The organism is Bradyrhizobium sp. 63_E2_N1_3, assembly GCF_052076005.1.
In the GTDB taxonomy this organism is placed as follows: Bacteria; Pseudomonadota; Alphaproteobacteria; order Rhizobiales; family Xanthobacteraceae; genus Bradyrhizobium; species Bradyrhizobium barranii.
The window spans coordinates 7331577-7351425 of the sequence record NZ_CP197235.1; the positions used below are offsets into that span (position 1 = coordinate 7331577).

Annotated in this window: 21 protein-coding genes; 9 read left to right on the top strand and 12 right to left on the bottom strand. The window is 64.2% G+C overall.

The features are described 5' to 3' along the window. Positions 1–11: 11 nt before the first annotated feature. Positions 12–392 (top strand): DUF2304 domain-containing protein, encoded by a 381-nt coding sequence (locus AB7531_RS34805; protein WP_063985170.1) that lies wholly within the window; start codon positions 12–14, stop codon positions 390–392. A 55-nt stretch (positions 393–447) separates the two neighbouring features. After that, positions 448–852 (top strand): VOC family protein, encoded by a 405-nt coding sequence (locus tag AB7531_RS34810; RefSeq protein ID WP_063985171.1) that lies wholly within the window; start codon positions 448–450, stop codon positions 850–852. Positions 853–918: 66 nt separating this feature from the next. On the opposite strand, the gene AB7531_RS34815 is transcribed toward AB7531_RS34810, so the two are convergent. Then, complete coding sequence (locus AB7531_RS34815; RefSeq protein WP_063985172.1) at positions 919–1410, bottom strand: NUDIX domain-containing protein; 492 nt, start codon at positions 1408–1410, stop codon at positions 919–921. 128 nt (positions 1411–1538) lie between these two features. Between AB7531_RS34815 and AB7531_RS34820 the strand changes: the two genes are divergently transcribed. Then, complete coding sequence (locus AB7531_RS34820; RefSeq protein ID WP_063985173.1) at positions 1539–2420, top strand: metallophosphoesterase family protein; 882 nt, start codon at positions 1539–1541, stop codon at positions 2418–2420. Between the two features lie 134 nt (positions 2421–2554). Here the strand turns inward: AB7531_RS34820 and AB7531_RS34825 are convergent, their stop codons facing one another. From AB7531_RS34825 to AB7531_RS34835, 3 genes are all read right to left on the bottom strand, one after another. Continuing rightward, on the bottom strand, positions 2555–3109 hold the full coding sequence (locus tag AB7531_RS34825) for a hypothetical protein (protein WP_028148626.1): 555 nt from the start codon (positions 3107–3109) through the stop codon (positions 2555–2557). Positions 3110–3292: 183 nt separating this feature from the next. Next, positions 3293–3502 carry a DUF4170 domain-containing protein gene (locus tag AB7531_RS34830; protein ID WP_008137787.1) on the bottom strand — a complete coding sequence of 70 codons (210 nt, stop codon included), beginning with the start codon at positions 3500–3502 and terminating at the stop codon, positions 3293–3295. 30 nt (positions 3503–3532) lie between these two features. Then, the gene (locus tag AB7531_RS34835) at positions 3533–5167 is read right to left on the bottom strand and encodes an isocitrate lyase (RefSeq protein ID WP_063985174.1); all 1635 of its coding nucleotides are present in this window, start codon (positions 5165–5167) and stop codon (positions 3533–3535) included. Between the two features lie 241 nt (positions 5168–5408). Between AB7531_RS34835 and AB7531_RS34840 the strand changes: the two genes are divergently transcribed. Further along, complete coding sequence (locus AB7531_RS34840) at positions 5409–6854, top strand: helix-turn-helix domain-containing protein (RefSeq protein ID WP_063985175.1); 1446 nt, start codon at positions 5409–5411, stop codon at positions 6852–6854. Between the two features lie 209 nt (positions 6855–7063). On the opposite strand, the gene AB7531_RS34845 is transcribed toward AB7531_RS34840, so the two are convergent. Beyond that, a complete protein-coding gene (locus AB7531_RS34845) occupies positions 7064–7357 on the bottom strand; it encodes an antibiotic biosynthesis monooxygenase (protein WP_014497428.1) in 294 nt (97 codons plus the stop codon). A gap of 224 nt (positions 7358–7581) precedes the next feature. Here AB7531_RS34845 and AB7531_RS34850 point away from each other — a divergent pair, with 224 nt between their 5' ends. Next, entirely contained in the window at positions 7582–8388 is an 807-nt protein-coding gene (locus AB7531_RS34850; protein WP_063985176.1) for a hypothetical protein, read from the top strand. A gap of 162 nt (positions 8389–8550) precedes the next feature. After that, positions 8551–8895 carry a hypothetical protein gene (locus AB7531_RS34855; protein ID WP_063985177.1) on the top strand — a complete coding sequence of 115 codons (345 nt, stop codon included), beginning with the start codon at positions 8551–8553 and terminating at the stop codon, positions 8893–8895. A 245-nt stretch (positions 8896–9140) separates the two neighbouring features. Here AB7531_RS34855 and AB7531_RS34860 read toward each other — a convergent pair whose 3' ends face one another. Both AB7531_RS34860 and htpX read right to left on the bottom strand, forming a co-directional pair. Next, complete coding sequence (locus tag AB7531_RS34860; protein ID WP_187387797.1) at positions 9141–9782, bottom strand: tetratricopeptide repeat protein; 642 nt, start codon at positions 9780–9782, stop codon at positions 9141–9143. A gap of 149 nt (positions 9783–9931) precedes the next feature. After that, positions 9932–10888 (bottom strand): zinc metalloprotease HtpX, encoded by a 957-nt coding sequence (gene htpX / locus AB7531_RS34865; RefSeq protein ID WP_063985179.1) that lies wholly within the window; start codon positions 10886–10888, stop codon positions 9932–9934. A gap of 334 nt (positions 10889–11222) precedes the next feature. Here htpX and AB7531_RS34870 point away from each other — a divergent pair, with 334 nt between their 5' ends. From AB7531_RS34870 to AB7531_RS34880, 3 genes are all read left to right on the top strand, one after another. Further along, on the top strand, positions 11223–12524 hold the full coding sequence (locus AB7531_RS34870; RefSeq protein WP_063985180.1) for a lytic murein transglycosylase: 1302 nt from the start codon (positions 11223–11225) through the stop codon (positions 12522–12524). 242 nt (positions 12525–12766) lie between these two features. Beyond that, positions 12767–13270: a DUF1993 domain-containing protein gene (locus AB7531_RS34875; protein ID WP_063985181.1), complete on the top strand. Its 504-nt coding sequence runs from the start codon at positions 12767–12769 to the stop codon at positions 13268–13270. A 173-nt stretch (positions 13271–13443) separates the two neighbouring features. Then, complete coding sequence (locus tag AB7531_RS34880) at positions 13444–14544, top strand: alkene reductase (RefSeq protein WP_063985182.1); 1101 nt, start codon at positions 13444–13446, stop codon at positions 14542–14544. 224 nt (positions 14545–14768) lie between these two features. Here AB7531_RS34880 and AB7531_RS34885 read toward each other — a convergent pair whose 3' ends face one another. From AB7531_RS34885 to AB7531_RS34905, 5 genes are all read right to left on the bottom strand, one after another. Next, positions 14769–16511 carry an ABC transporter substrate-binding protein gene (locus tag AB7531_RS34885; RefSeq protein ID WP_063985183.1) on the bottom strand — a complete coding sequence of 581 codons (1743 nt, stop codon included), beginning with the start codon at positions 16509–16511 and terminating at the stop codon, positions 14769–14771. 130 nt (positions 16512–16641) lie between these two features. After that, a complete protein-coding gene (locus tag AB7531_RS34890; RefSeq protein WP_063985184.1) occupies positions 16642–16971 on the bottom strand; it encodes a DUF2160 domain-containing protein in 330 nt (109 codons plus the stop codon). 10 nt (positions 16972–16981) lie between these two features. Beyond that, complete coding sequence (locus AB7531_RS34895; protein ID WP_063985185.1) at positions 16982–17788, bottom strand: carbohydrate ABC transporter permease; 807 nt, start codon at positions 17786–17788, stop codon at positions 16982–16984. After that, on the bottom strand, positions 17788–18762 hold the full coding sequence (locus tag AB7531_RS34900; protein ID WP_063985186.1) for a carbohydrate ABC transporter permease: 975 nt from the start codon (positions 18760–18762) through the stop codon (positions 17788–17790). The genes AB7531_RS34895 and AB7531_RS34900 overlap by 1 nt, the downstream gene beginning before the upstream one ends. Further along, a complete protein-coding gene (locus AB7531_RS34905; RefSeq protein WP_063985187.1) occupies positions 18762–19847 on the bottom strand; it encodes an ABC transporter ATP-binding protein in 1086 nt (361 codons plus the stop codon). Before AB7531_RS34905 ends, AB7531_RS34900 begins: the two co-directional genes overlap by 1 nt. Positions 19848–19849 lie beyond the last annotated feature (2 nt).

Genomic DNA, 19849 nt, shown 5'->3' on the forward strand with positions numbered 1-19849 from the left:
AGGAGGCAGCCGTGACAGATGCCCTTCCAAGTCCGGAGACGGTCGTCGTCGTCTCCGCCTTTGCGCTGATCTACATGCTGGTGCTGCTGCGCAAGACGATGCAGGGCAAGTTCGATCTCTATGACTTCCTGATGCTGTCCATGGTGGCGATCATCCCCGCGGGCTTCACGCTGTTTCCGACACTGGCTTATCTGGTCAGCCATCTGACCGGCGTCGTGTTTCCGTTCGTCGTGATGTTCGGCGCCCTGTTCCTGGTGGTGTTCGCGTTCATGCACAACATGACGGCGCGACTGCACAGGCTGGAGCGGCAGAACTGCGCGCTGATCCAGGAGCAGAGCCTGCTGGTGCTGGAGCTGCAGGCGAAGCAGGGCCGTCAGGGCGTCGAGTCATGAGCGCGTAGCCGAGGAAATCCAGCGTCGTCGCGAGGCAAAGACAGGGAGAGCGGGCATGCTGAAGAACGCGAAGGTGGCAACCCGGCTTCCAGCCAAAGACCTCGACCGTGCGCGGGCGTTCTATTCGGAAAAGCTCGGGCTCGAGCCGGTCGAACAGCGCGAGGGTGGGCTCCGTTACGTCTGTGCGGCCGGCGAGTTTGCGATATTCGTCTCGGCCGGCACGCAATCCGGCACGCACACGCAAATGGGGTGGGAAGTCGAGGATATCGAGGCAACTGTGCGCGAACTTCGCACACGCGGCGTGGCGTTCGAGGACTATGATTTGCCCAGCTTGAAGACCGTCGATGGAATTGCGGAGATCGCGGGAAACTATCCGAGCAAGGGTACTGGTGAGCGGGGCGCCTGGTTCCGCGACAGCGAAGGCAACCTGCTGGGGATCGGGCAGCCGGTTCGGGCTTGAGGATTCGGCCAGGCCGCTTCGACGTCACATCGCTTCAACGTCACATCGCTAAAGCGGCAAATTCCTTTAACGCCACGTCGCGATCAGCGGCTTGCCGTCCAGCACTTCCGCGAGCCTTTGCCGCGTGCCGTGTGTGGTGCCCTCGGGCAGCGCATTGATCGCGAAGAATCCGCATTCGACGATCTCGTGGTTGGGCTCAGGGAGGCGATCCTGCTTGAACTGCCTGACGACATAGACCGCGACGTGGTCGCGGCGGGAGACGTGGCTGTTGAGGAAGATACCGTGCAGCACCGCGTCACTGGTGAGATCGATGTCCCCTTCCTCCTTGAGCTCGCGCCGCATCGCCTGCTCCATGGTCTCGCCGAGATCGACGCCGCCGCCGGGCAGATACCAGCCGGAGATGTAGCTGTGCCTGACCAGGAACACGCGGTTCTCGGAATCCAGCACCACGGCGCGAACGCCGAGCGTCATGCCGCGGACAAGCAGGAAATAGGCGTGGAAGATTCGCCGCAGCAGCGGTTCGAATGTCCGTCGGACGCTGTTCAGACGATCCCCCATCAGGCTCCCAAAGAAACTCCCAAGAAAACTCCCGAGAAGACTCCCAAGAGGCCCCTGCCCGGGCCCCGCTTGCACAGTCCTCGCGACCTTGCCATTACAGCGGACGAATAGCGAGGCAATCGCGCGCCATGGCCCCCTTCACGCTCGCCCATCTGTCCGACCCGCATCTGCCCCCGTTGCCGAAGCCACGGCTGATCGAGCTCGCCGGCAAGCGCGCGCTCGGCTACGTCAACTGGACGCGCAACCGCCACAAATACCAGCGCCGCGAGGTGCTCGACGCGCTCGTCGCCGACGTCCAGGCGCAGACGCCCGACCACATCGCGGTCACAGGCGATCTCGTCAATCTGGCGCTGGAGGCGGAGTTCGCGCCGGCGCGCGCCTGGCTCGACGGCGTCGGTCCGCCCGACCGCGTCACCACCATTCCCGGCAATCACGATGCCTATGTCCACGCCACCTCTCACCGATTCGGCGAGATCTTTGCACCCTATCTTGCGGGCGACGACGGCAGCATCGGCTTTCCTTCGCTGCGCCGGCGCGGGCCGCTCGCGCTGATCAGCCTGTCCACGGCGGTGCCGACCCTGCCCCTGATGGCGACGGGTACGCTCGGCCGCGATCAGCTCGCATCCCTCGAAGCGGTCCTCGACCGCCTCGCCGCCGAGGACGCCTTCCGCGTGCTGCTGGTGCATCATCCCCTGAAGTCCGGCGCGCGCCAGAAACGGATGACCGATGCGGGTGCGCTGCTGGGACTGATCAAGCGCCACGGCGTCGAGCTGATCCTGCACGGGCACGACCACATTCATTCGACGATGTGGTTCGAGGGCCCCAACGGCAACATCCCCGCGGTCGGCGTGCCGTCGGCCTCCGCGCTCGCCCACGGGCGCTACCCGGCGGCAGCGTATAACCTGTTCACGATCGAGAAAGACAATGCCGGCTGGCGCTGCGAGCAGACGGTGCGGGGCCTCGGGTCCGGATTTCAGATCCGGCAGATCAAGCAGGCAAGGTTGATCTAGTTCGCCGTCATTGCGAGCCAACGGGTCCGCGCGAAGCGCGGCCCGATGACAGGCTCCGCGAAGCAATCCAGAGTTTCTCCGCGGAAAGATTCCTGGATTGCTTCGCCGCGCTCGCAATGACGACGGCGAGCGTCTCACCAGCTCCGCAGGGCCGCCAGCACGGCGAGGCCGAACAAGGCGGCCGCGCCGAAAATGAATCCGAACACGAACGGCCAGAGGCGCGAGCGGCGCGGCGGCTCGGCGGCCGCGGGCTTCGGCTCTGATGGCACCACCATGGCGTGCTCGCGCTCGATCATGCGGCGGGCGACGTAGTCGGTCACGGCTTCGACGATCATTGCGGTGTCGTGCGATTCGGCGAGCACGATGCGGCCGAAGCGGGTGTCCTGGACGAAGCGGTACATCCGCTTGTCGCGCCCCATCATGATGTGTGCGACGACATCGATCCAGAGTCTGGGCGTATCGCCCTGGCTGATGCCGCGATCGAACAGGTCGATCTGGTCGGGCACCTGCGCGAACAGGGGATCGAGCGCGTCATTGAGGATCTCCAGCCGCGCCACCTCCGCGTCGCGCAAATCGACGACCACACCGGTCCGGTCGGCGGCCTCGATCCGTGCGCGCAGCAGCGCGTCGCGCAGCCGCACCGGGCGCGGCTGGCTGGGATGGGTCCCGCTGGTCTCAGGCTCTGACATTGTCGGCCTCGTCCTCGACTTTACGCCATTAACCTATCAGCAACCACACCCTCCGCAAAGGGTCCACAATTCCAGAGACTTACGGCGCCCACAGCCGATTGACCTGTCCCAGAAACAGACGATCCCACCCGGCTTGCGCCGGATGGGACCCTCCGTCCTTGGACGTCTTCTTAGTTCAGATTGTCAGGCCGAAACCCGCGACGGCTCCTCCACGATCGAGAAGCGGACGCCGGCCTTGTGGCGGTTCTCTTCCGAGACCGAGCGCCAGGCATCCTCGGCTTCCTTGCGGGTCTTGAACGGACCCTGCACCTGGGCCGAGCCTTCCACGAGCTTGTGGAAGTTCATCGAACCGAACTCGCCGCCGATCACCCAGAAATTGCTGCCTTTGGTCATTGTCAGTCTCCTGTCGAATAGCGTGGTACGTTAGCCGAACTGGTTCATCGTATTGTGGGCGCCGCCCGCCTTCAGGGCAGCCTCGCCGGCGAAGTATTCCTTGTGGTCGTCGCCGATGTCGGAGCCGGCCATGTTCTGATGCTTGGCGCAGGCGATACCCTGGCGGATCTCGGCGCGCTGCACGTTCTTCACGTAGCCGAGCATGCCCTGGTCGCCGAAATATTCCTTCGCCAGATTGTCGGTCGAGAGCGCCGCCGTGTGGTAGGTCGGCAACGTGATCAGGTGATGGAAGATGCCGGCACGCTTGGCTGAGTCGGCCTGGAAGGTGCGGATGCGCTCGTCGGCTTCCTTCGCCAGCGGCGTATCGTCGTATTCCGGCTTCATCAGCTCGGCACGGTTGTACTTGCTGACGTCCTGGCCGGCTTCCTTCATTGCGTCGTAGACCTGCCAACGGAAGTTGAGGGTCCAGTTGAACGACGGCGAGTTGTTGTAGGCGAGCTTCGCGTTCGGAACCACCTTGCGGATCCGATCGACCATCTTGGCGATCTGCTCGATATGCGGCTTCTCGGTTTCGATCCAGAGCAGGTCGGCTCCGTTCTGCAGCGAGGTGATGCTGTCGAGCACGCAGCGGTCTTCGCCGGTGCCGGGACGGAACTGGTAGAGATTGGAAGGCAGCCGCTTCGGACGCATCATCTTGCCGTTACGGTTGATGATGACGTCGCCGTTGCGGGCGTTCTCCGGCGTGATTTCCTCGCAATCCAGGAAGCTGTTGTACTGATCACCGAGGTCGCCAGGCTTGTGGCTGACGGCGATCTGCTGCGTCAGGCCGGCGCCGAGCGAGTCGGTACGGGTCACGACGACACCGTCTTCGATGCCGAGCTCGAGGAACGCGTGGCGGCAGGCGCGGATCTTCGCCAGGAACACCTCGTGCGGCACGGTGACCTTGCCGTCCTGGTGACCGCACTGCTTTTCGTCCGAGACCTGGTTCTCGATCTGGAGCGCGCAGGCGCCCGCTTCGATCATCTTCTTGGCGAGCAGATAGGTCGCCTCCGCGTTGCCGAAGCCCGCGTCGATGTCGGCGATGACGGGCACGACATGGGTCTGGAAGTTGTCGATCTTCTCGATCAGCTCCTTCTCCCTGGTCTTGTCGCCTTCCTTGCGCGCCTTATCGAGGCTGCGGAAGATGTCGTTCAGCTCACGCGAGTCGGCTTGGCGCAGGAAGGTGTAGAGCTCCTCGATCAGGGCGGGCACCGAGGTCTTCTCGTGCATCGACTGGTCGGGCAGCGGGCCGAATTCGGAGCGCAGCGCCGCGATCATCCAGCCGGACAGGTACAAATAGGTGCGATCGGTCTTGCCGCCGAAGTGCTTCTTGACCGAGATCAGCTTCTGCTGCGCGATGAAGCCGTGCCAGCAGCCCAGCGACTGGGTGTACTTGGTCGGATCGTTGTCATAGGCCGCCATGTCGGCCCGCATCAAAGCCGCGGTGTAGCGGGCGATGTCCAGGCCGGTCTTGAAGCGGTTCTGCAGGCGCATGCGCGCGACGGCCTCGGCCGACACCCCGTTCCAGGTCGGCTGGGTCTTGAGGAGCGCCTGGGCTGCCTCGATCTCGCTCTGATACGAGGCCGGGCTCTGCAGGGCGTTGATGCCACGGGGCTGGTAATTCATCTGCTCGATCCTTTCGCTGATGACAACTCAACTTGTCATCGACATTTTTGACAGTGCATTGCGAAATGCGTGTCATGAGCTAAACGCCAGAAAGCGAAGTTCGTACAGAGGCCTTGTATTCGAATGGTGATGTCATGTAACATCAGAACATGTAATAGATGTTATTTTGTAAATCTTGTAAAGAATATGAGTCAACAAGACTGTCCTTGATGTGCCTGTTATTCCGTTGGGAGATCTGAAAATGCCCGCCGTATCAGGGAAAAAACTGTTCGTCGGCCCGCGCTTCCGGCGGATCCGGCAGCAATTGGGGCTGTCGCAGACCCAGATCGCCGAGGGGCTCGGGATCTCGCCGAGCTACGTCAACCTGATCGAGCGCAACCAGCGCCCGGTGACGGCGCAGATCCTGCTGCGGCTGGCCGAGACCTATGACCTCGACCTGCGCGACCTCGCGACCGCCGACGAGGACCGCTTCTTCGCCGAGCTGAACGAGATCTTCTCCGATCCGCTGTTCCGCCAGATCGACGTTCCCAAGCAGGAACTGCGCGACCTTGCCGAGCTCTGTCCCGGCGTCACCCATGCGCTGCAACGGCTCTATGCCGCCTATGCCGAGGCCCGCCAGGGCGAGACCTTGGCCGCGGCGCACATGGCCGACCGCGACGTCGGCACGCGCTATGAGGCCAATCCCGTCGAGCGCGTGCGCGAGCTGATCGAGGCCAACCGCAATTATTTTCCGGAGCTGGAGCAGGCCGCGGAGACGCTTCGCGACGAACTGAACGTGCCGGCCGAAGGGCTCTATGCCGCGCTATCCGCACGCCTGCGCGAAAAGCATTCGATCCAGACCCGCATCATGCCGGTCGACGTGATGCGCGAGACGCTCAGGCGTTTCGACCGCCATCGCCGCCAGCTCCTGATCTCCGAGCTGGTCGATCCGCCCGGCCGCGCGTTCCAGCTCGCCTTCCAGCTGGGCCTGGGCGAATGCGCGCAAGCCCTGGAGACCATCATCGGCCGCGCCGGCCCGCTCGACGACGCGCCACGCCGCCTGTTCCGCATCACGCTCGCCAACTATTTTGCGGCGGCCGTGATGATGCCCTACCCGGCCTTCCTCGCCGCGGCGGAGGCCTTGAACTACGACATCCACGTGCTGGCGCAGCGCTTCAACTCCGGCTTCGAGCAGGTCTGCCATCGCCTCACCACGCTGCAACGGCCGAACGCGCGCGGCATTCCGTTCTTCCTGCTGCGCGTCGACAATGCCGGCAACGTGTCGAAACGCTTTTCGTCCGGCACGTTCCCGTTCTCGAAATTCGGCGGCACCTGTCCGTTGTGGAACGTGCACTCGACCTTCGACACGCCGGATCGCCTGTTGAAGCAGGTGATTGAGCTGTCCGACGGCACGCGCTATTTCTCGATCGCGCAGATGGTGCGACGCCCCGTCGCGCCGCATCCGCTGCCGCAGCCGCGCTTCGCCATCGGCCTCGGCTGCGAGATCCGTCACGCCGCCCGCCTCGTCTACGCCTCCGGCCTGGATTTGGAGAAAACGGAGGGCACGCCGATCGGCGTCAACTGCCGCCTCTGCGAACGCGAAAACTGCGCCCAGCGCGCCGAGCCGCCGATCACGCGCACGCTGATTTTGGATGAGACGACAAGACGGGTGTCGAGTTTCGCGTTCTCGAATGCACGGGAGTTGTGAGGCACACCGCTGTCATGCCCCGCGACCCGGCTACGCCAAGGCTTCGCCGCGGCTGCGGTCCAGGGGCGCCGAAGCTTTAGCGTAGGCGGCAGGCGGGGCATCCAGTACGCCGCGGCTTATCGGTTCGATCACAGCCGTCTCGGAGTACTGGATCGCCCGGTCAAGCCGGGCGATGACAGTTGAGTGTGAGGCGAGAGCGATCCGTCCACCTACGCCAGCGTATGCACGATCACCGGCCCGGCTGCGGCGCTCGCGTGCCCTGCGAGCAGCGGCCCCAGATCCTTCTCGATCCAGGCGATCGCTCGCCGGTTCGCCTCCTCCGCCTGCTCGAACTTGTCGAAGATGGAGATGGCGGTGACCGTGTCGTCGCCGGCATAGACGACGTAGTAGGCACGGAAACCGTCGACGTCGCTGATGATCGGAACGGCGCCGTCCTTGATGCGGCGCGCCAGCTCTTCGGCGCTCCCGCTTTTCGCCTTGGCCTGACGGATGGCGGCATACATGGCATCCTCCTCCGGCTATTGCTGTCGGGCATGTGCCCGGCTTCGATCCTACGCCGAAGCGCGCGACCAATCCACGCTTGGTTAACCCGCCACTAATCCATTCCCGCGATCTGCAACCAACGGTTAAGCACGCCTCAACATCGGTGCCTTAGTCTCGCCCCACTCACTTTTCGCAAACGGCGGCGGCCTATTCTGCCGGGTGAAGTGACAACAGGGGGTTCATCATGCGCGCTGCGCTGCTGCTGACCGCGACCGTTGTGGGCGCGCTCTTCGCCAATCCATCCCATGCCGGATCGCTCGACGCGTCGGCCGGGGCAGCGCAGGTGCTGCCGCCGGGCTTCCAGAGCTACCGCGGCTACATGTTCGACCTGACGGAGAATTCCGAGCGCAAGGACGTCGACAAGCTCACCGACAATCTGAAGCAGCAGATCGACGTCGTCGAGGCTTCCGGCCTGTCGCCGCGCGTGCTGCGCTTCTTCCACACCGTTCCGATCGTCGCGAGCGAGCTCGCCTGCCTCGACGAAGGCGCCGCGACCGCATGCTACGGCCGGGTCACGCCGGATATCCAGCGCACCGCACCCCGGACGCTGACGGTCTGGGACCCCGACAAGCAGCGCTGGACCAATCCGAACGCCGTCGACCTCGCGGTCGATTCGGGCCTCGGCGTGATCATGCTGCGGCCGGACATGATGCGCTACGAGAAGGAAGCCGTGCTGCTGCACGAGCTGCTGCACGCCTATCACGCGCGGCTGTTGCCGGACGGCTACGCCAACAAGGGCGTGATCGGCTATTTCGCCCTTGCCAAGTCCAAGGACCTGTTGCCCAAGGAATCCTATGCGATGAAGAATCCCATGGAATTCTTTGCCGTGACCGCCAGCATCTTCCTGGCCGGCAAGAGCGAATTCCACGACCCGAAGTCGCGCGAGGCGCTCAAGGAGAAGATGCCGGACTATTACAAATATCTGGTCGGCGTGTTCGGCTTCGACCCCGATCCGGCACCGGCGAGCGGACCGGTTGCCTCGCTGAAATAAGGCGTCTGCGCCAAGCCACCCCAGAAAGCCGCGCAAAAATGCGCGGCTTTTTTGGTTTGGTAACCGGAAGCTGCGGATGACGCACCGCCGGGAATTGCCAAGGCGGGGCCCGATCTGCATAGTCCCGCCCGCATCGATACCGTTTTAAGAGGATAGAACAACATGGCGGACGCCGACCTGGATGTCGTGATCCGGCAACTGGCCAGACAGCTGCATACGGGCCTTTTGACCCGCGCCAAGGAGCGCCGGGATCGCTTCAACGGCCTTGCGGCCAAGGCCAAGGGCAAGGAGACCGGCGACCGCTTCAAGATGATGGCCAAGGCCACGATGGAGCAGGCCACCGCCGCCGCCAAGCGCCTCCAGATGTCCGCCGACAACGTCGCCGACAGCTACGCCCGCTCGATGCGCCTCGTCGCCAGCACGCCGATCCCGGCGAAGGTGGAGAAGAAGGCGAAGGAGAAGCCGGTGAAAAAGGCGAAGAAGGCCAAAGCCAAGAAAGCGAAGTAAGCGCGCACTTTCTTCCTTCTCCCCTTGTGGGAGAAGGTGGCATAGGCGGCCTTCGGCCGCCGTTCTTAAGAACGCCGAAGCGAAGCTTCGGCTATGGCGCCGGATGAGGGGTTCTTTCCGCGTACTCGTCTGCGAGAGGATCAATCGTGGAGAGATACCCCTCACCCGTCTCGCCGCTATCGCGGCGAGCCACCCTCTCCCGCAAGGGGAGAGGGTTGCAGCGGCGAATGCGGCTCTAGATATCTCTACCGCCTCGGCGCGGGGGCCTGGTTCGGCTCGGCGCTCGCGAGCTCGGCGAGCTTGGCGCGGGCTGCGTCGCGGGTGCGGTCGTCCTTGCCGGCCGGCAGCGCGAGAGCGGCTTCGAAATCGGCGCGTGCGTCGTCGGCCTGGCCGCGGGCGAGGAATGCAAGGCCGCGGTCGAGGCGGGCCTGCGCATCCGACGGGTCGAGACGGACCGCCGTGTTGTAGCTCAGGATGGCGCGATCGAGATCGCCGGTGGCGGCGAGCGCGAGACCGCGTTGGTGATAGGGCGCGGCGTGCCTGGGATCATGCGCGATCGCCTCGTCGTAATCCTCGATGGCAAGCTCCAGGTCGCCGTTCTGCCGGCGCGCCTGCGCCCGGTCGCGATACAGCGAGGCGCGGTTGGGATTGAGGTGGATGGCCTCGTCGAAATCCGCGATCGCCCGCCGCCAGTCGCCGTGGCGCAACGCGATCCGTCCGCGCCCTTCATAGGCGAACGCGATCAGCGATCCCCGCAGCGGCGAGAATCCGATCACCGCCGAGCAGATGTCGGGCTCGTCCTCGTCCCCGCAATTGACGACCGTGTGCGTGGACAGGCCAATGAGCACGCCCAGGACGATCAACAATGGTACCGCAGCTTTGGTCATCTTCGACCGTGGCAGGCAGAGGACCGGCCACGCATCCCCTTTCGAAGGAACAGTCTCGCCATGGTGTTAACACCGGCCGGGACCATCCTGTGTGCGCCAGGTCACAAAAGCCGGTCACAAAGCCGGGCGCGATTCCGGCCGGTTCCGCATCAGCCCCAAGGGCCACGGGAAGGACCAGGTGAAGGGCCGCGTGAGGACGACTGCCCCCACGGGCTCCGCGGCGGATAGTTTTCGTTGGCGCCGACCGACGGAGATGCCTGCGCGCCGAGCTCGGCCGCGAGCTGCTGGAGCGCCGCGATGCGGTTCTGCGTCGAAGGATGGGTGGCGAACAGATTGTCCACACCATGGCCCGACAGCGGGTTGATGATGAACATGTGCGCGGTCGCGGGGTTTCTCTCGGCATCGTAGTTCGGGACCTGATGCGCGGCGCCTTCGATCTTCAGCAGCGCCGACGCCAGCCACATTGGCTGGCCCGCAATGCGCGCGCCGAGATTGTCCGCGGCGTATTCGCGGGTACGGCTGATCGCCATCTGCACCAGCATGGCGCCGATCGGGGCGAGGATCATCATCAGGATCGAGCCGACGATGCCGGGGCCGTTGTTGTCGCGATGGCCGCCGAAGAACATGCCGAACTGCGCCAGCATCGAGATCGCGCCGGCGATGGTCGCGGTAACAGTCATCAGCAGCGTGTCGTGATGCTTGATATGCGCGAGCTCGTGCGCGATCACGCCGGCAAGTTCCTCGCGGCTGAGCTGATGCACAAGGCCGGTGGTGACGGCGACCGCGGCATTCTGCGGGTTGCGCCCGGTCGCGAACGCGTTGGGCTGCGCCTCGTCCATTACGAACACACGCGGCATCGGCAGCGAGGCGCGGCCCGCAAGCTCGGCGACGAGCCCGACCAGCTCCGGCGCGCTGGCGCGGTCGACCTCATGGGCGCCGTACATGCGGAGCACCATGCGGTCGGAGTTCCAGTAGGTGAAGAGATTGGTCGCGGCGGCAATGACGAGCGCGATCATGGCGCCGGTGGCACCGCCGATCAGATAGCCGACGCCCATGAACAGGGCGGTGAGGCCGGCGAGCAGCATTGCGGTACGCAGATAGTTCATGGCCGTCTCCCAGGGCGGCCGCGGGCAAACCTCTGGCCGGCGCTATTCAGGTAGGGATGACCCCGGCCCGGGTGCAAGGTTTCAAGGTGCGTCGCGGGGCCGCGGCTATGCCCAACATTGCATTTCCGTCATGCCCGGGCTTGTCCCGCCTGCGCGGCCGAAGCCGCTTCGGCGCGGCGAAGGCCCGGGCATCCACGTTCTTCCTCTACACAAGGCCCGAAAGGCGTGGATGGCTGGGACAAGCCCGGCCATGACGAAGGGATGGTTTGAGGCGCTCAATTCACTTAAGCTTTAGCAAGATTCCACACGCGCCCTTCTCCCCGCCGGAAACCTCATGCTCCAGACCCGATTTGCGATCGCGGCCGCCGCTCTGCTCGCCTTCGCCCTCCCCGCCTCCGCCCAGTTCGCGCCACCACCCGCCAAGCCCATCGCGCCCAAAGCCACAACCCCGTCGCCGCGCGCGGCCTCGTGCCACAATGGCACGAGCTTCGATCGCTTCCTGGCCGACGTGAAAAAGCAGGCCGTTACCGCCGGCGTGTCGCAGCGGACGATATCGGAAGCCTCGCCCTACCTCGTCTACGACCAGGGCATCGTCAATCGCGACCGCGGCCAGCGCGTGTTCGGCCAGCTCTTCACCGAATTTGCCGGCCGCATGGCCGCGCCCTATCGCATGCAGAACGGCCAGCAGCACATCAAGAGCCACGCGGCTGCGTTCGCACGCGCCGAAAAGGAATACGGCGTGCCGCCGGCGGTGATCGCCGCGTTCTGGGGCCTCGAGAGCGATTTCGGCGTCAACATGGGCAATCTGCCGACGCTGAAATCACTGGTGTCGCTGGCCTATGACTGCCGGCGCTCGGAGATGTTCGTGAACGAGACCATCGCCGCGCTGAAGATCATCGATCGTGGCGATCTCACACCCGACGAGATGGTCGGCTCCTGGGCCGGCGAGCTCGGGCAGACGCAATTCCTGCCCGTGCATTACGTCAACTACGCCGTCGACTATGACGGCGACGGACGGCGCGATCTCTTGCGCAGCGAGGACGACGTGATCGGCTCGACCGCGAACTACATCGCCAACGGATTGAAGTGGCGGCGCGGCGAGCCGTGGCTCGAAGAGATCAAGGTGCCGCAGAACCTGCCCTGGGATCAGACCGACCTCACGGTGCAGCAGCCGCGCTCGAAATGGTCGCAGTTGGGAGTCACCTATCCCGACGGCCGTCCGCTGCCGAACGACAATCTCGCGTCGTCCGTGCTGCTGCCGATGGGACGCAATGGACCTGCCTTCATGGCGTATGCGAATTTCGCGGCCTACACCGAGTGGAATAATTCGCTGATCTATTCGACCACCGCGGGTTATCTCGCCACGCGCATCGCGGGCGCGGCTCCGATGCGCAAGCCGGCCCAACCGGTCGCGCAACTGCCGTTCAACGAACTCAAGCAATTGCAGCAGCTCCTGGTCCAGGCCGGCTTCAACGTCGGCAAGGTCGACGGTGTGCTGGGCCAGCAGAGCCGTGCCGCCGTGAAGGCGATGCAGATCAAATACGGCCTGCCCGCCGATTCCTGGCCGACCGCCGAGCTGCTCGCGCGGATGCGCGGCGGCACGGCCCAGGCGCAGCCGGCGGGGATGGTGCGCTAAGGCCTCTACTCTCCGTCATGCCCCGCGAAGGCGGGGCATCCAGTACTCCGAGACAGCGCGGCCGGAATCGAACCGCTGCGGCGTACTGGATCGCCCGCCTTCGCGGGCGATGACACTGCGGGTGTGGCTCGCTAGAATTTTCGCACCGCACAAGCCGCTCTCGCGATTGTAATTTTCTGTGATGCTCCCATGTGAGTGGCTCAGGTTTCTCCTGAGATTTCCCATTCACAAGCGAGCATCACATGTCCTTCCACGACGCCGTCGTCCCCGCGTACTTGCAAATGCTGAACAGCCTGACCGGCCTGCTCACCAAGGCTGAGGCGCATTGCGCGGCCAAAAAGATCGACCCGGGCGTCCTGCTCGGCTCGCGCCTCTTCCCGGACATGCTGCCGCTGTCGAAGCAGATCCAGCTCGCCAGCGATTTCGCCGCCAAGGGCTGCGCCAGGCTGACCCATAGCGAGGTGCCTTCGATGCCCGACACGGAAAAGACGTTTGAGGAGCTGAAGCAGCGGCTCGCCAAGACGATCGACTACGTGAAATCGTACAAGCCGGAGCAGTTCGAAGGCGCCGACACCAAGGACGTGACCTTCCCGGCGGGCCCGGACCGGACCATGACGCTCAAGGGCCAGCAGTTCTTCAGCGGGGTCTCGCTGCCGAACTTCTATTTCCACGCCACCACCGCTCACGGCATCATGCGTCACAACGGCGTCGAGATCGGCAAGCGCGATTTCCTCGGCGCGAACTGAGGGATCGCAGGCCGTGGAAGCGCAAATCCGCTGTCATGGCCGGGATTGCACATGAATCATGCTACGCGGGCCAGGCCGCGTAGCTCGCCTGCACTTTCCGTATGGCTCCTCCCTTGCGCTGATTGTCGCGATGCACAAGTGTTCGTGATCTCTCACCGCCTGGAAGCATTCCCATGAGCCGCCCGACCAAATTGCTAGAGACCTACAAGCTCGGCCCGATCACGCTGGCCAACCGCCTCGTGATGGCGCCGCTGACGCGCAACCGCGCAGCGCCCGGCACGTTCGTGCCGAGCCCGCTTGCCGCCGATTATTACGGCCAGCGCGCCTCCGCAGGTCTCCTGGTCACCGAAGCGAGCCAGATCTCACAGCAGGGCCAGGGCTACCAGGACACGCCCGGCATCTACAGCAAGGACCAGGTCGCCGGCTGGCGCAAGGTCACCGACCGCGTGCATGAGCGCGGCGGCAAGATCTTCATCCAGCTCTGGCATGTCGGCCGCATCTCGCATGTCGATCTCCAGGCCAATGGCGCAGCCCCGGTGGCGCCGAGCGCGATCCGCGCCAAGGGCAAGACCTTTGTCAACGGCACTTTTGCCGACGTCTCCGAACCCCGCGCGCTCGAGCTCTCCGAACTTCCCGGCATCATCGATGACTTCAAGCGCGCCACCAAGAATGCGCTCGAGGCCGGATTCGACGGCGTCGAAATCCACGGCGCCAACGGCTATCTGCTCGACCAGTTCGCAAGGGACGGTGCCAACAAGCGCACCGATGCTTACGGCGGCTCCATCGAGAACCGCGCGCGGCTGATGCTGGAGGTTTCCAGGGCTGTTGCCGCCGAGGCCGGCGCCGACCGCACCGGCATCCGCATCTCGCCGGTGACGCCAGCCAACGACCTCTCCGACTCCAATCCGCAGGCCTTGTTCGATCACATCGTCGACGGTCTCAACGCGCTCAAGCTCGTCTATCTGCACGTGGTCGAAGGCGCCACCGGCGGCCCGCGCGACATCGCGCCGTTCGACTATGCGGGCCTGCGCAAGCGCTTCACCGGCGCCTACATCGCCAACAACGGCTACGACTTCGATCTCGCGACCAAGGTGCTGGACGCGAACGCGGCCGATCTCATTGCCTTCGGCAAGCCGTTTATCTCCAACCCCGACCTGGTCGAGCGGCTGAAGACGGGCGCGGCGCTGAACGACTGGGACAAGAACACGTTCTACGGCGGCGGCGCGAAGGGCTACACGGATTATCCGACGCTCGCGGCCGAGCCGGCGGAGTAAGTACCAACCACACGACGGCTGTCATGCCCCGCGAAGGCGGGGCATCCAGTACGCCGCGGCTCTTCGGTTCAATCACGACCGTCTCTGGAATACTGGATCGCCCGATCAAGTCGGGCGATGACAGCGAGTGTGTAGTAGTCGGCACAATCGCCATTCTCGACATCCGCCAGGAAAAAGGCCGGGATCGCTCCCGGCCTTTCGTGTTTGATGACGCTATGCGCCGCTTACTTCGCTTCCGCGCGCTTGGGCGGGGATGCCGGCCACGACTTGATCAGCGTGTCGTAGTCGACCGTCTCACCCTTCGGCTTCTCGTTGGCGAGCTTGCGCTGCGGTGCGATGGTGCCGTCCTTCTGGGCCTTGGCGTACCAGTACTCGGCGGTCTCCTTCTTGTGCAGCTTCGGACCGCAGGCGCCCTGCACGCCGGACTTCTCGAGGCGCTCCATGACGGAGTCCTGAGCGGCCGCGAGTGCATCCATCGCGGCTTGCGGCGTCTTCGCACCGGACGACGCATCGCCGATGTTCTGCCACCAGAGCTGCGCGAGCTTCGGATAGTCAGGCACGTTGTTGCCGGTCGGGGTCCACTGCACGCGCGCGGGCGAGCGGTAGAACTCGATCAGGCCGCCGAGCTTCGGCGCACGCTCGGTGAACGACTTGTCCCAGATGTCGGATTCACGGATGAAGGTGAGACCGACATGGCTCTTCTTCAGCGACACCGTCTTGGAGACGATGAACTGGAGATAGAGCCAGGCCGCCTTGCGGCGGTCAGCCGGGGTCGACTTCAACAGCGTGAGCGAGCCGGCGTCCTGGTAGCCGAGCTTCATGCCTTCCTTCCAGTACGAGCCGTGCGGCGACGGAGCCATACGCCATTTCGGCGTACCGTCCGCGTTCATCACGGCGATGCCCGGCTTCACCATGTCGGCGGTGAAGGCGGTGTACCAGAACATCTGCTGGGCGATGTTGCCCTGCGCCGGCACGGGACCGGACTCGGAGAAGGTCATGCCCTGGGCCTGCGGCGGAGCATACTTCTTCATCCACTCGAGGTACTTGGTGATCGAGTAGACCGCGGCCGGACCGTTGGTGTCGCCACCGCGATCGACCGAGGAGCCGACCGGACGGCAGCCTTCCATGCGGATGCCCCATTCGTCGACCGGCAGACCGTTCGGAATGCCCTTGTCACCGTTGCCGGCCATCGACAGCCAGGCGTCGGTGAAACGCCATCCGAGCGACGGGTCCTTCTTGCCATAGTCCATATGGCCGTAGACCTTGACGCCGTTGATCTCCTTGATGTCGTTCGTGAAGAACTCGGCGATGTCTTCATAGGCCGACCAGTTCACGGGCACGCCGAGCTCGTAGCCATACTTGGCCTTGAACTTGGCCTTGTAGTCCGCGTTGGTGAACCAGTCGTAGCGGAACCAATAGAGGTTCGCGAACTGCTGGTCGGGCAGCTGATAGAGTTTGCCGTCCGGCGCGGTGCCGAACGACTTGCCGATGAAGTCGTTGACGTCGAGCTGGGGATCGGTGACGTCCTTGCCCTCGCCGGTCATGTAGTCCGACAGCGCGATGGTCTGGCCGTAGCGGAAGTGTGTGCCGATCAGATCGGAATCGTTGATCCAGCCGTCATAGACGTTCTTGCCGGACTGCATCTGGGTCTGCAGCTTCTCGACGACGTCACCTTCCTGGATGATGTCGTGCTTGAGCTTGATGCCGGTGAGCTCGGAGAACGCCTTTGCCAGCGTCTGCGACTCGTATTCGTGGGTCGCGATGGTCTCGGAGACGACGTTGATCTCCATGCCCTTGAAGGGCTCGGCGGCCTTGGCGAACCACTCCAGCTCCTTCTTCTGCTCGTCCTTTGACAGCGTCGAGGGCTGGAATTCCGCAATCCACTTCTGGATCGCGGCGTCGTCGGCGGCGCGGACCGGCGCCGAGACGGCGAACGACACCGCCACGATGGCGGCGGCGCTGGACATGGTCAGAAAGCTATTCTTGGTCAATGGACCTTTCCTTCTCCTAAACTGTCGCATGTTGTTCCTCCGTTGCAGCGACAAAATTTTATACAGGCCCGGGTTGCCCCCGGATCTGGCCGTCCCTTCGCGAGCTTCAGACCGTGCGAAAAATGAGCACGGCCGTGGCCAGCGAAATCCCACTTGCGAGCCACAGGCTCGAAATCTCAAAACCTTCCTCGCCGATCGGCAGGGTGGCGAGCGTGTCGGTGCCGGCGAAGGCGATCCACAGAAGGTGGATGACGGCCGCCGTGATCAAGGAGATGAACAGGCGGTCGCCCCGCGTCGTCGGAATGCTGAGCACGCCGACGCGCTCGGCTTCGGGATAGACCGCGGCGAGGCACGTCATGACCGCGAGGGTGGAGGCGAGCGCCACGAAGAAGATCGCCGTCGGCAGCGTCCAGGCCATCCATGCAATAGATTCCATCGATGCCTCCCTAGACCCGACCGAGCGCGAAACCGCTCGCGATGTAATTGCGGACGAACCAGATCACGAGCGCGCCTGGGATGATGGTAAGCACGCCGGCCGCGGCCAGCAGGCCCCAGTCCATGCCCGCAGCCGACACCGTACGCGTCATGATCGCCGCGATCGGTTTTGCCTGCACCGAGGTCAGCGTCCGCGCGAGCAGGAGCTCGACCCAGGAAAACATGAAGCAGAAGAAGGCGGCGACGCCGATGCCGCTCGCGATCAGCGGCACCAGGATCCTGATGAAGAAGCGCGGAAAGGAATAGCCGTCGAGGAAGGCGGTCTCGTCGATCTCGCGCGGCACGCCGGAGACGAAGCCTTCGAGGATCCACACCGCCAGCGGAACGTTGAAGATGCAATGCGCGAGCGCGACCGCCCACGGCGTATCGAACAGGCCGATCGCCGAATAGAGGTTGAAGAACGGCAGCGCATAGACCGCCGCCGGGGCCATGCGGTTCGACAGCAGCCAGAAGAACAGGTGCTTGTCGCCGAGGAAGCGGTAGCGCGAGAACGCGTAGGCCGCGGGCAGCGCCACCGAGATCGAGATGATGGTGTTGAGGACGACGTATTTGAGCGAGTTGATGTAGCCGGAGTACCAGCTCTCGTCGGTGAAGATGCGCTTGTAATGCTGCAGCGTCGGCGCATGTGGCCACAGCGTCATCGTCGAGACGATTTCTGCGTTGGTCTTGAAGCTCATGTTGACGAGCCAGTAGATCGGCAACAACAGGAAGATCAGAAACAGCGCCATGATGACGCGGCGGCCGGGAATTGAGTGCATCAGGCCACTCCTTCCTTTGGCTTGAGTGCAGTCACGGGCTTGAGCACGGCCGAAGGCTTGGGCTCCGTCGCCGGCTCGGTCTCGGCCTGGACTTTGCGTTCGACGCCGGCATTGGTCATGACGGTATAGAAGATCCAGCAGACGATCAGGATGATCAGATTATAGACCAGCGAGAGCGCCGCGGCCTTGCCGAGGTCGAACTGGCCGAGCGCGATCTTGACGAGCTCGATCGACACGAAGGTCGTCGAGTTGCCGGGTCCGCCACCCGTCACCACGAACGGCTCGGTGTAGATCATGAACGAGTCCATGAAGCGCAGCAGCACGGCGATCAGGAGCACGCGGTTCATCTTCGGCAGCTGGATCGCCTTGAACACAGCCCAGCGCGAGGCGCCGTCGATCTGAGCTGCCTGGTAATAGGCCTCGGGGATCGACTTCAGGCCGGCGTAGCACAGCAGCGCGACCAGGCTGGTCCAGTGCCAGACGTCCATCACGATGACGGTAACCCAGGCATCGACGGCGTTGGAGACGTAGTTGTAGTCGATGCCGATCGCATTGAGCACATAGCCCATCAGACCGATGTCGGGCCGGCCGAAGATCTGCCAGATCGTGCCGACCACGTTCCACGGAATCAGCAGCGGCAGCGCGAGGATGACGAGGCAGGCCGCCACCGTCCAGCCCTGACGCGGCATCGACAGCGCGATGACGATGCCGAGCGGCACCTCGATCGCGAGGATCACCATCGAGAAGAACAGATTGCGGCCGAGCGAGGCGAGGAATCGGCCGCCGAGATCGGTCGATGGATCGAGCAGCTCCTTGAACCAGCCGACGCCGTTCCAGAAGAACTGGTTGTTGCCGAAGGTGTCCTGCATCGAATAGTTCACGACCGTCATCAGCGGCAGCACCGCCGAGAAGGCCACGACCAGGAACACCGGCAGCACCAGGAACCAGGCTTTTTGGTTGACGGTCTTGTCCATCAGGCGGCTCCCTCCACCAGAAGGCTGTCGGCATAGACGTGGACATGCGCCGGATCGAACTTCAGCCCGGCGGTACCGTCCGCGCTGGTGAAGCCCGCCGGCGCGCGCGCCGCGATCTTGGCCTCGCCGATGCGGACGCGCGCGAAGCGGATGCGGCCGAGGTCGTCGATGCGGTCGATCTTCGCACTGAGCAATCCGGGTGCGGGCGCGACGGCGTCGACAAACTCCGGACGCACGCCGATCTCGATCTTGGCGCCGGCTGGCAGGCTGTCATAGCTGCGGTTGAGCGCGATGACATTCCCGCCGATGCGCGCCTCGCGACCCTTCACCTCGGCCGGCAGGATGTTCATGCCGGGCGAGCCGATGAAATAGCCCACGAACGTATGCGCCGGCTTGTCGAACAGCTCGGCGGGCGTGCCGCTCTGCACCACGCGGCCGTCATGCATGACGACAACGGTGTCGGCGAAGGTCAGCGCCTCGGTCTGGTCGTGGGTGACGTAGATCATCGTCAGGTCGAGCTCGCGATGCAACGCCTTCAGCTTGGAACGGAGCTGCCATTTCAGCTCGGGATCGATCACGGTCAGCGGCTCGTCGAACAGCACGGCGGCGACGTCGGAGCGGACCAGGCCGCGGCCGAGCGAGATTTTTTGCTTGGCATCCGCCGTGAGGCGCGTCGCCTTGCGATTGAGATAGGGCTCAAGGTCGAGCAGGCGGCCGATCTCGGCGACGCGCTTGTCGATCTCGGCCTTCGGCACGCCGCGGTTCTTAAGCGGGAACGCCAGGTTCTGCCCCACCGTCATGGTGTCGTAGATCACCGGAAACTGGAACACCTGGGCGATGTTGCGCTTCTGGGTTGACAGCGGTGTGATGTCCTGGCCGTCGAACAGGATTTTCCCCCGCGACGGCGTGATGATGCCGGAGATGACGTTGAGCAGCGTGGTCTTGCCGCAACCGGACGGGCCGAGCAGCGCGTAAGCACCGCCCTGCCGCCAGGTCATGGTCACCGGCTTCAGCGCAAAGCTGTCCTGCGGCGCATCATTGCCGCCGTAAGAGTGGGCGAGATCGACGAGGTCAATGCGGGCCATGT

Bases quoted from the DNA above. Each gene is read 5' to 3' on its own strand.
- AB7531_RS34810 (WP_063985171.1), top strand. From the start codon at position 448: ATGCTGAAGAACGCGAAGGTGGCAACCCGGCTTCCAGCCAAAGACCTC.
- AB7531_RS34815 (WP_063985172.1), bottom strand. From the start codon at position 1,410: ATGGGGGATCGTCTGAACAGCGTCCGACGGACATTCGAACCGCTGCTG.
- AB7531_RS34820 (WP_063985173.1), top strand. From the start codon at position 1,539: ATGGCCCCCTTCACGCTCGCCCATCTGTCCGACCCGCATCTGCCCCCG.
- AB7531_RS34825 (WP_028148626.1), bottom strand. From the start codon at position 3,109: ATGTCAGAGCCTGAGACCAGCGGGACCCATCCCAGCCAGCCGCGCCCG.
- AB7531_RS34830 (WP_008137787.1), bottom strand. From the start codon at position 3,502: ATGACCAAAGGCAGCAATTTCTGGGTGATCGGCGGCGAGTTCGGTTCG.
- AB7531_RS34835 (WP_063985174.1), bottom strand. From the start codon at position 5,167: ATGAATTACCAGCCCCGTGGCATCAACGCCCTGCAGAGCCCGGCCTCG.
- AB7531_RS34840 (WP_063985175.1), top strand. From the start codon at position 5,409: ATGCCCGCCGTATCAGGGAAAAAACTGTTCGTCGGCCCGCGCTTCCGG.
- AB7531_RS34845 (WP_014497428.1), bottom strand. From the start codon at position 7,357: ATGTATGCCGCCATCCGTCAGGCCAAGGCGAAAAGCGGGAGCGCCGAA.
- AB7531_RS34850 (WP_063985176.1), top strand. From the start codon at position 7,582: ATGCGCGCTGCGCTGCTGCTGACCGCGACCGTTGTGGGCGCGCTCTTC.
- AB7531_RS34855 (WP_063985177.1), top strand. From the start codon at position 8,551: ATGGCGGACGCCGACCTGGATGTCGTGATCCGGCAACTGGCCAGACAG.
- AB7531_RS34860 (WP_187387797.1), bottom strand. From the start codon at position 9,782: ATGACCAAAGCTGCGGTACCATTGTTGATCGTCCTGGGCGTGCTCATT.
- htpX (WP_063985179.1), bottom strand. From the start codon at position 10,888: ATGAACTATCTGCGTACCGCAATGCTGCTCGCCGGCCTCACCGCCCTG.
- AB7531_RS34870 (WP_063985180.1), top strand. From the start codon at position 11,223: ATGCTCCAGACCCGATTTGCGATCGCGGCCGCCGCTCTGCTCGCCTTC.
- AB7531_RS34875 (WP_063985181.1), top strand. From the start codon at position 12,767: ATGTCCTTCCACGACGCCGTCGTCCCCGCGTACTTGCAAATGCTGAAC.
- AB7531_RS34880 (WP_063985182.1), top strand. From the start codon at position 13,444: ATGAGCCGCCCGACCAAATTGCTAGAGACCTACAAGCTCGGCCCGATC.
- AB7531_RS34885 (WP_063985183.1), bottom strand. From the start codon at position 16,511: ATGTCCAGCGCCGCCGCCATCGTGGCGGTGTCGTTCGCCGTCTCGGCG.
- AB7531_RS34890 (WP_063985184.1), bottom strand. From the start codon at position 16,971: ATGGAATCTATTGCATGGATGGCCTGGACGCTGCCGACGGCGATCTTC.
- AB7531_RS34895 (WP_063985185.1), bottom strand. From the start codon at position 17,788: ATGCACTCAATTCCCGGCCGCCGCGTCATCATGGCGCTGTTTCTGATC.
- AB7531_RS34900 (WP_063985186.1), bottom strand. From the start codon at position 18,762: ATGGACAAGACCGTCAACCAAAAAGCCTGGTTCCTGGTGCTGCCGGTG.
- AB7531_RS34905 (WP_063985187.1), bottom strand. From the start codon at position 19,847: ATGGCCCGCATTGACCTCGTCGATCTCGCCCACTCTTACGGCGGCAAT.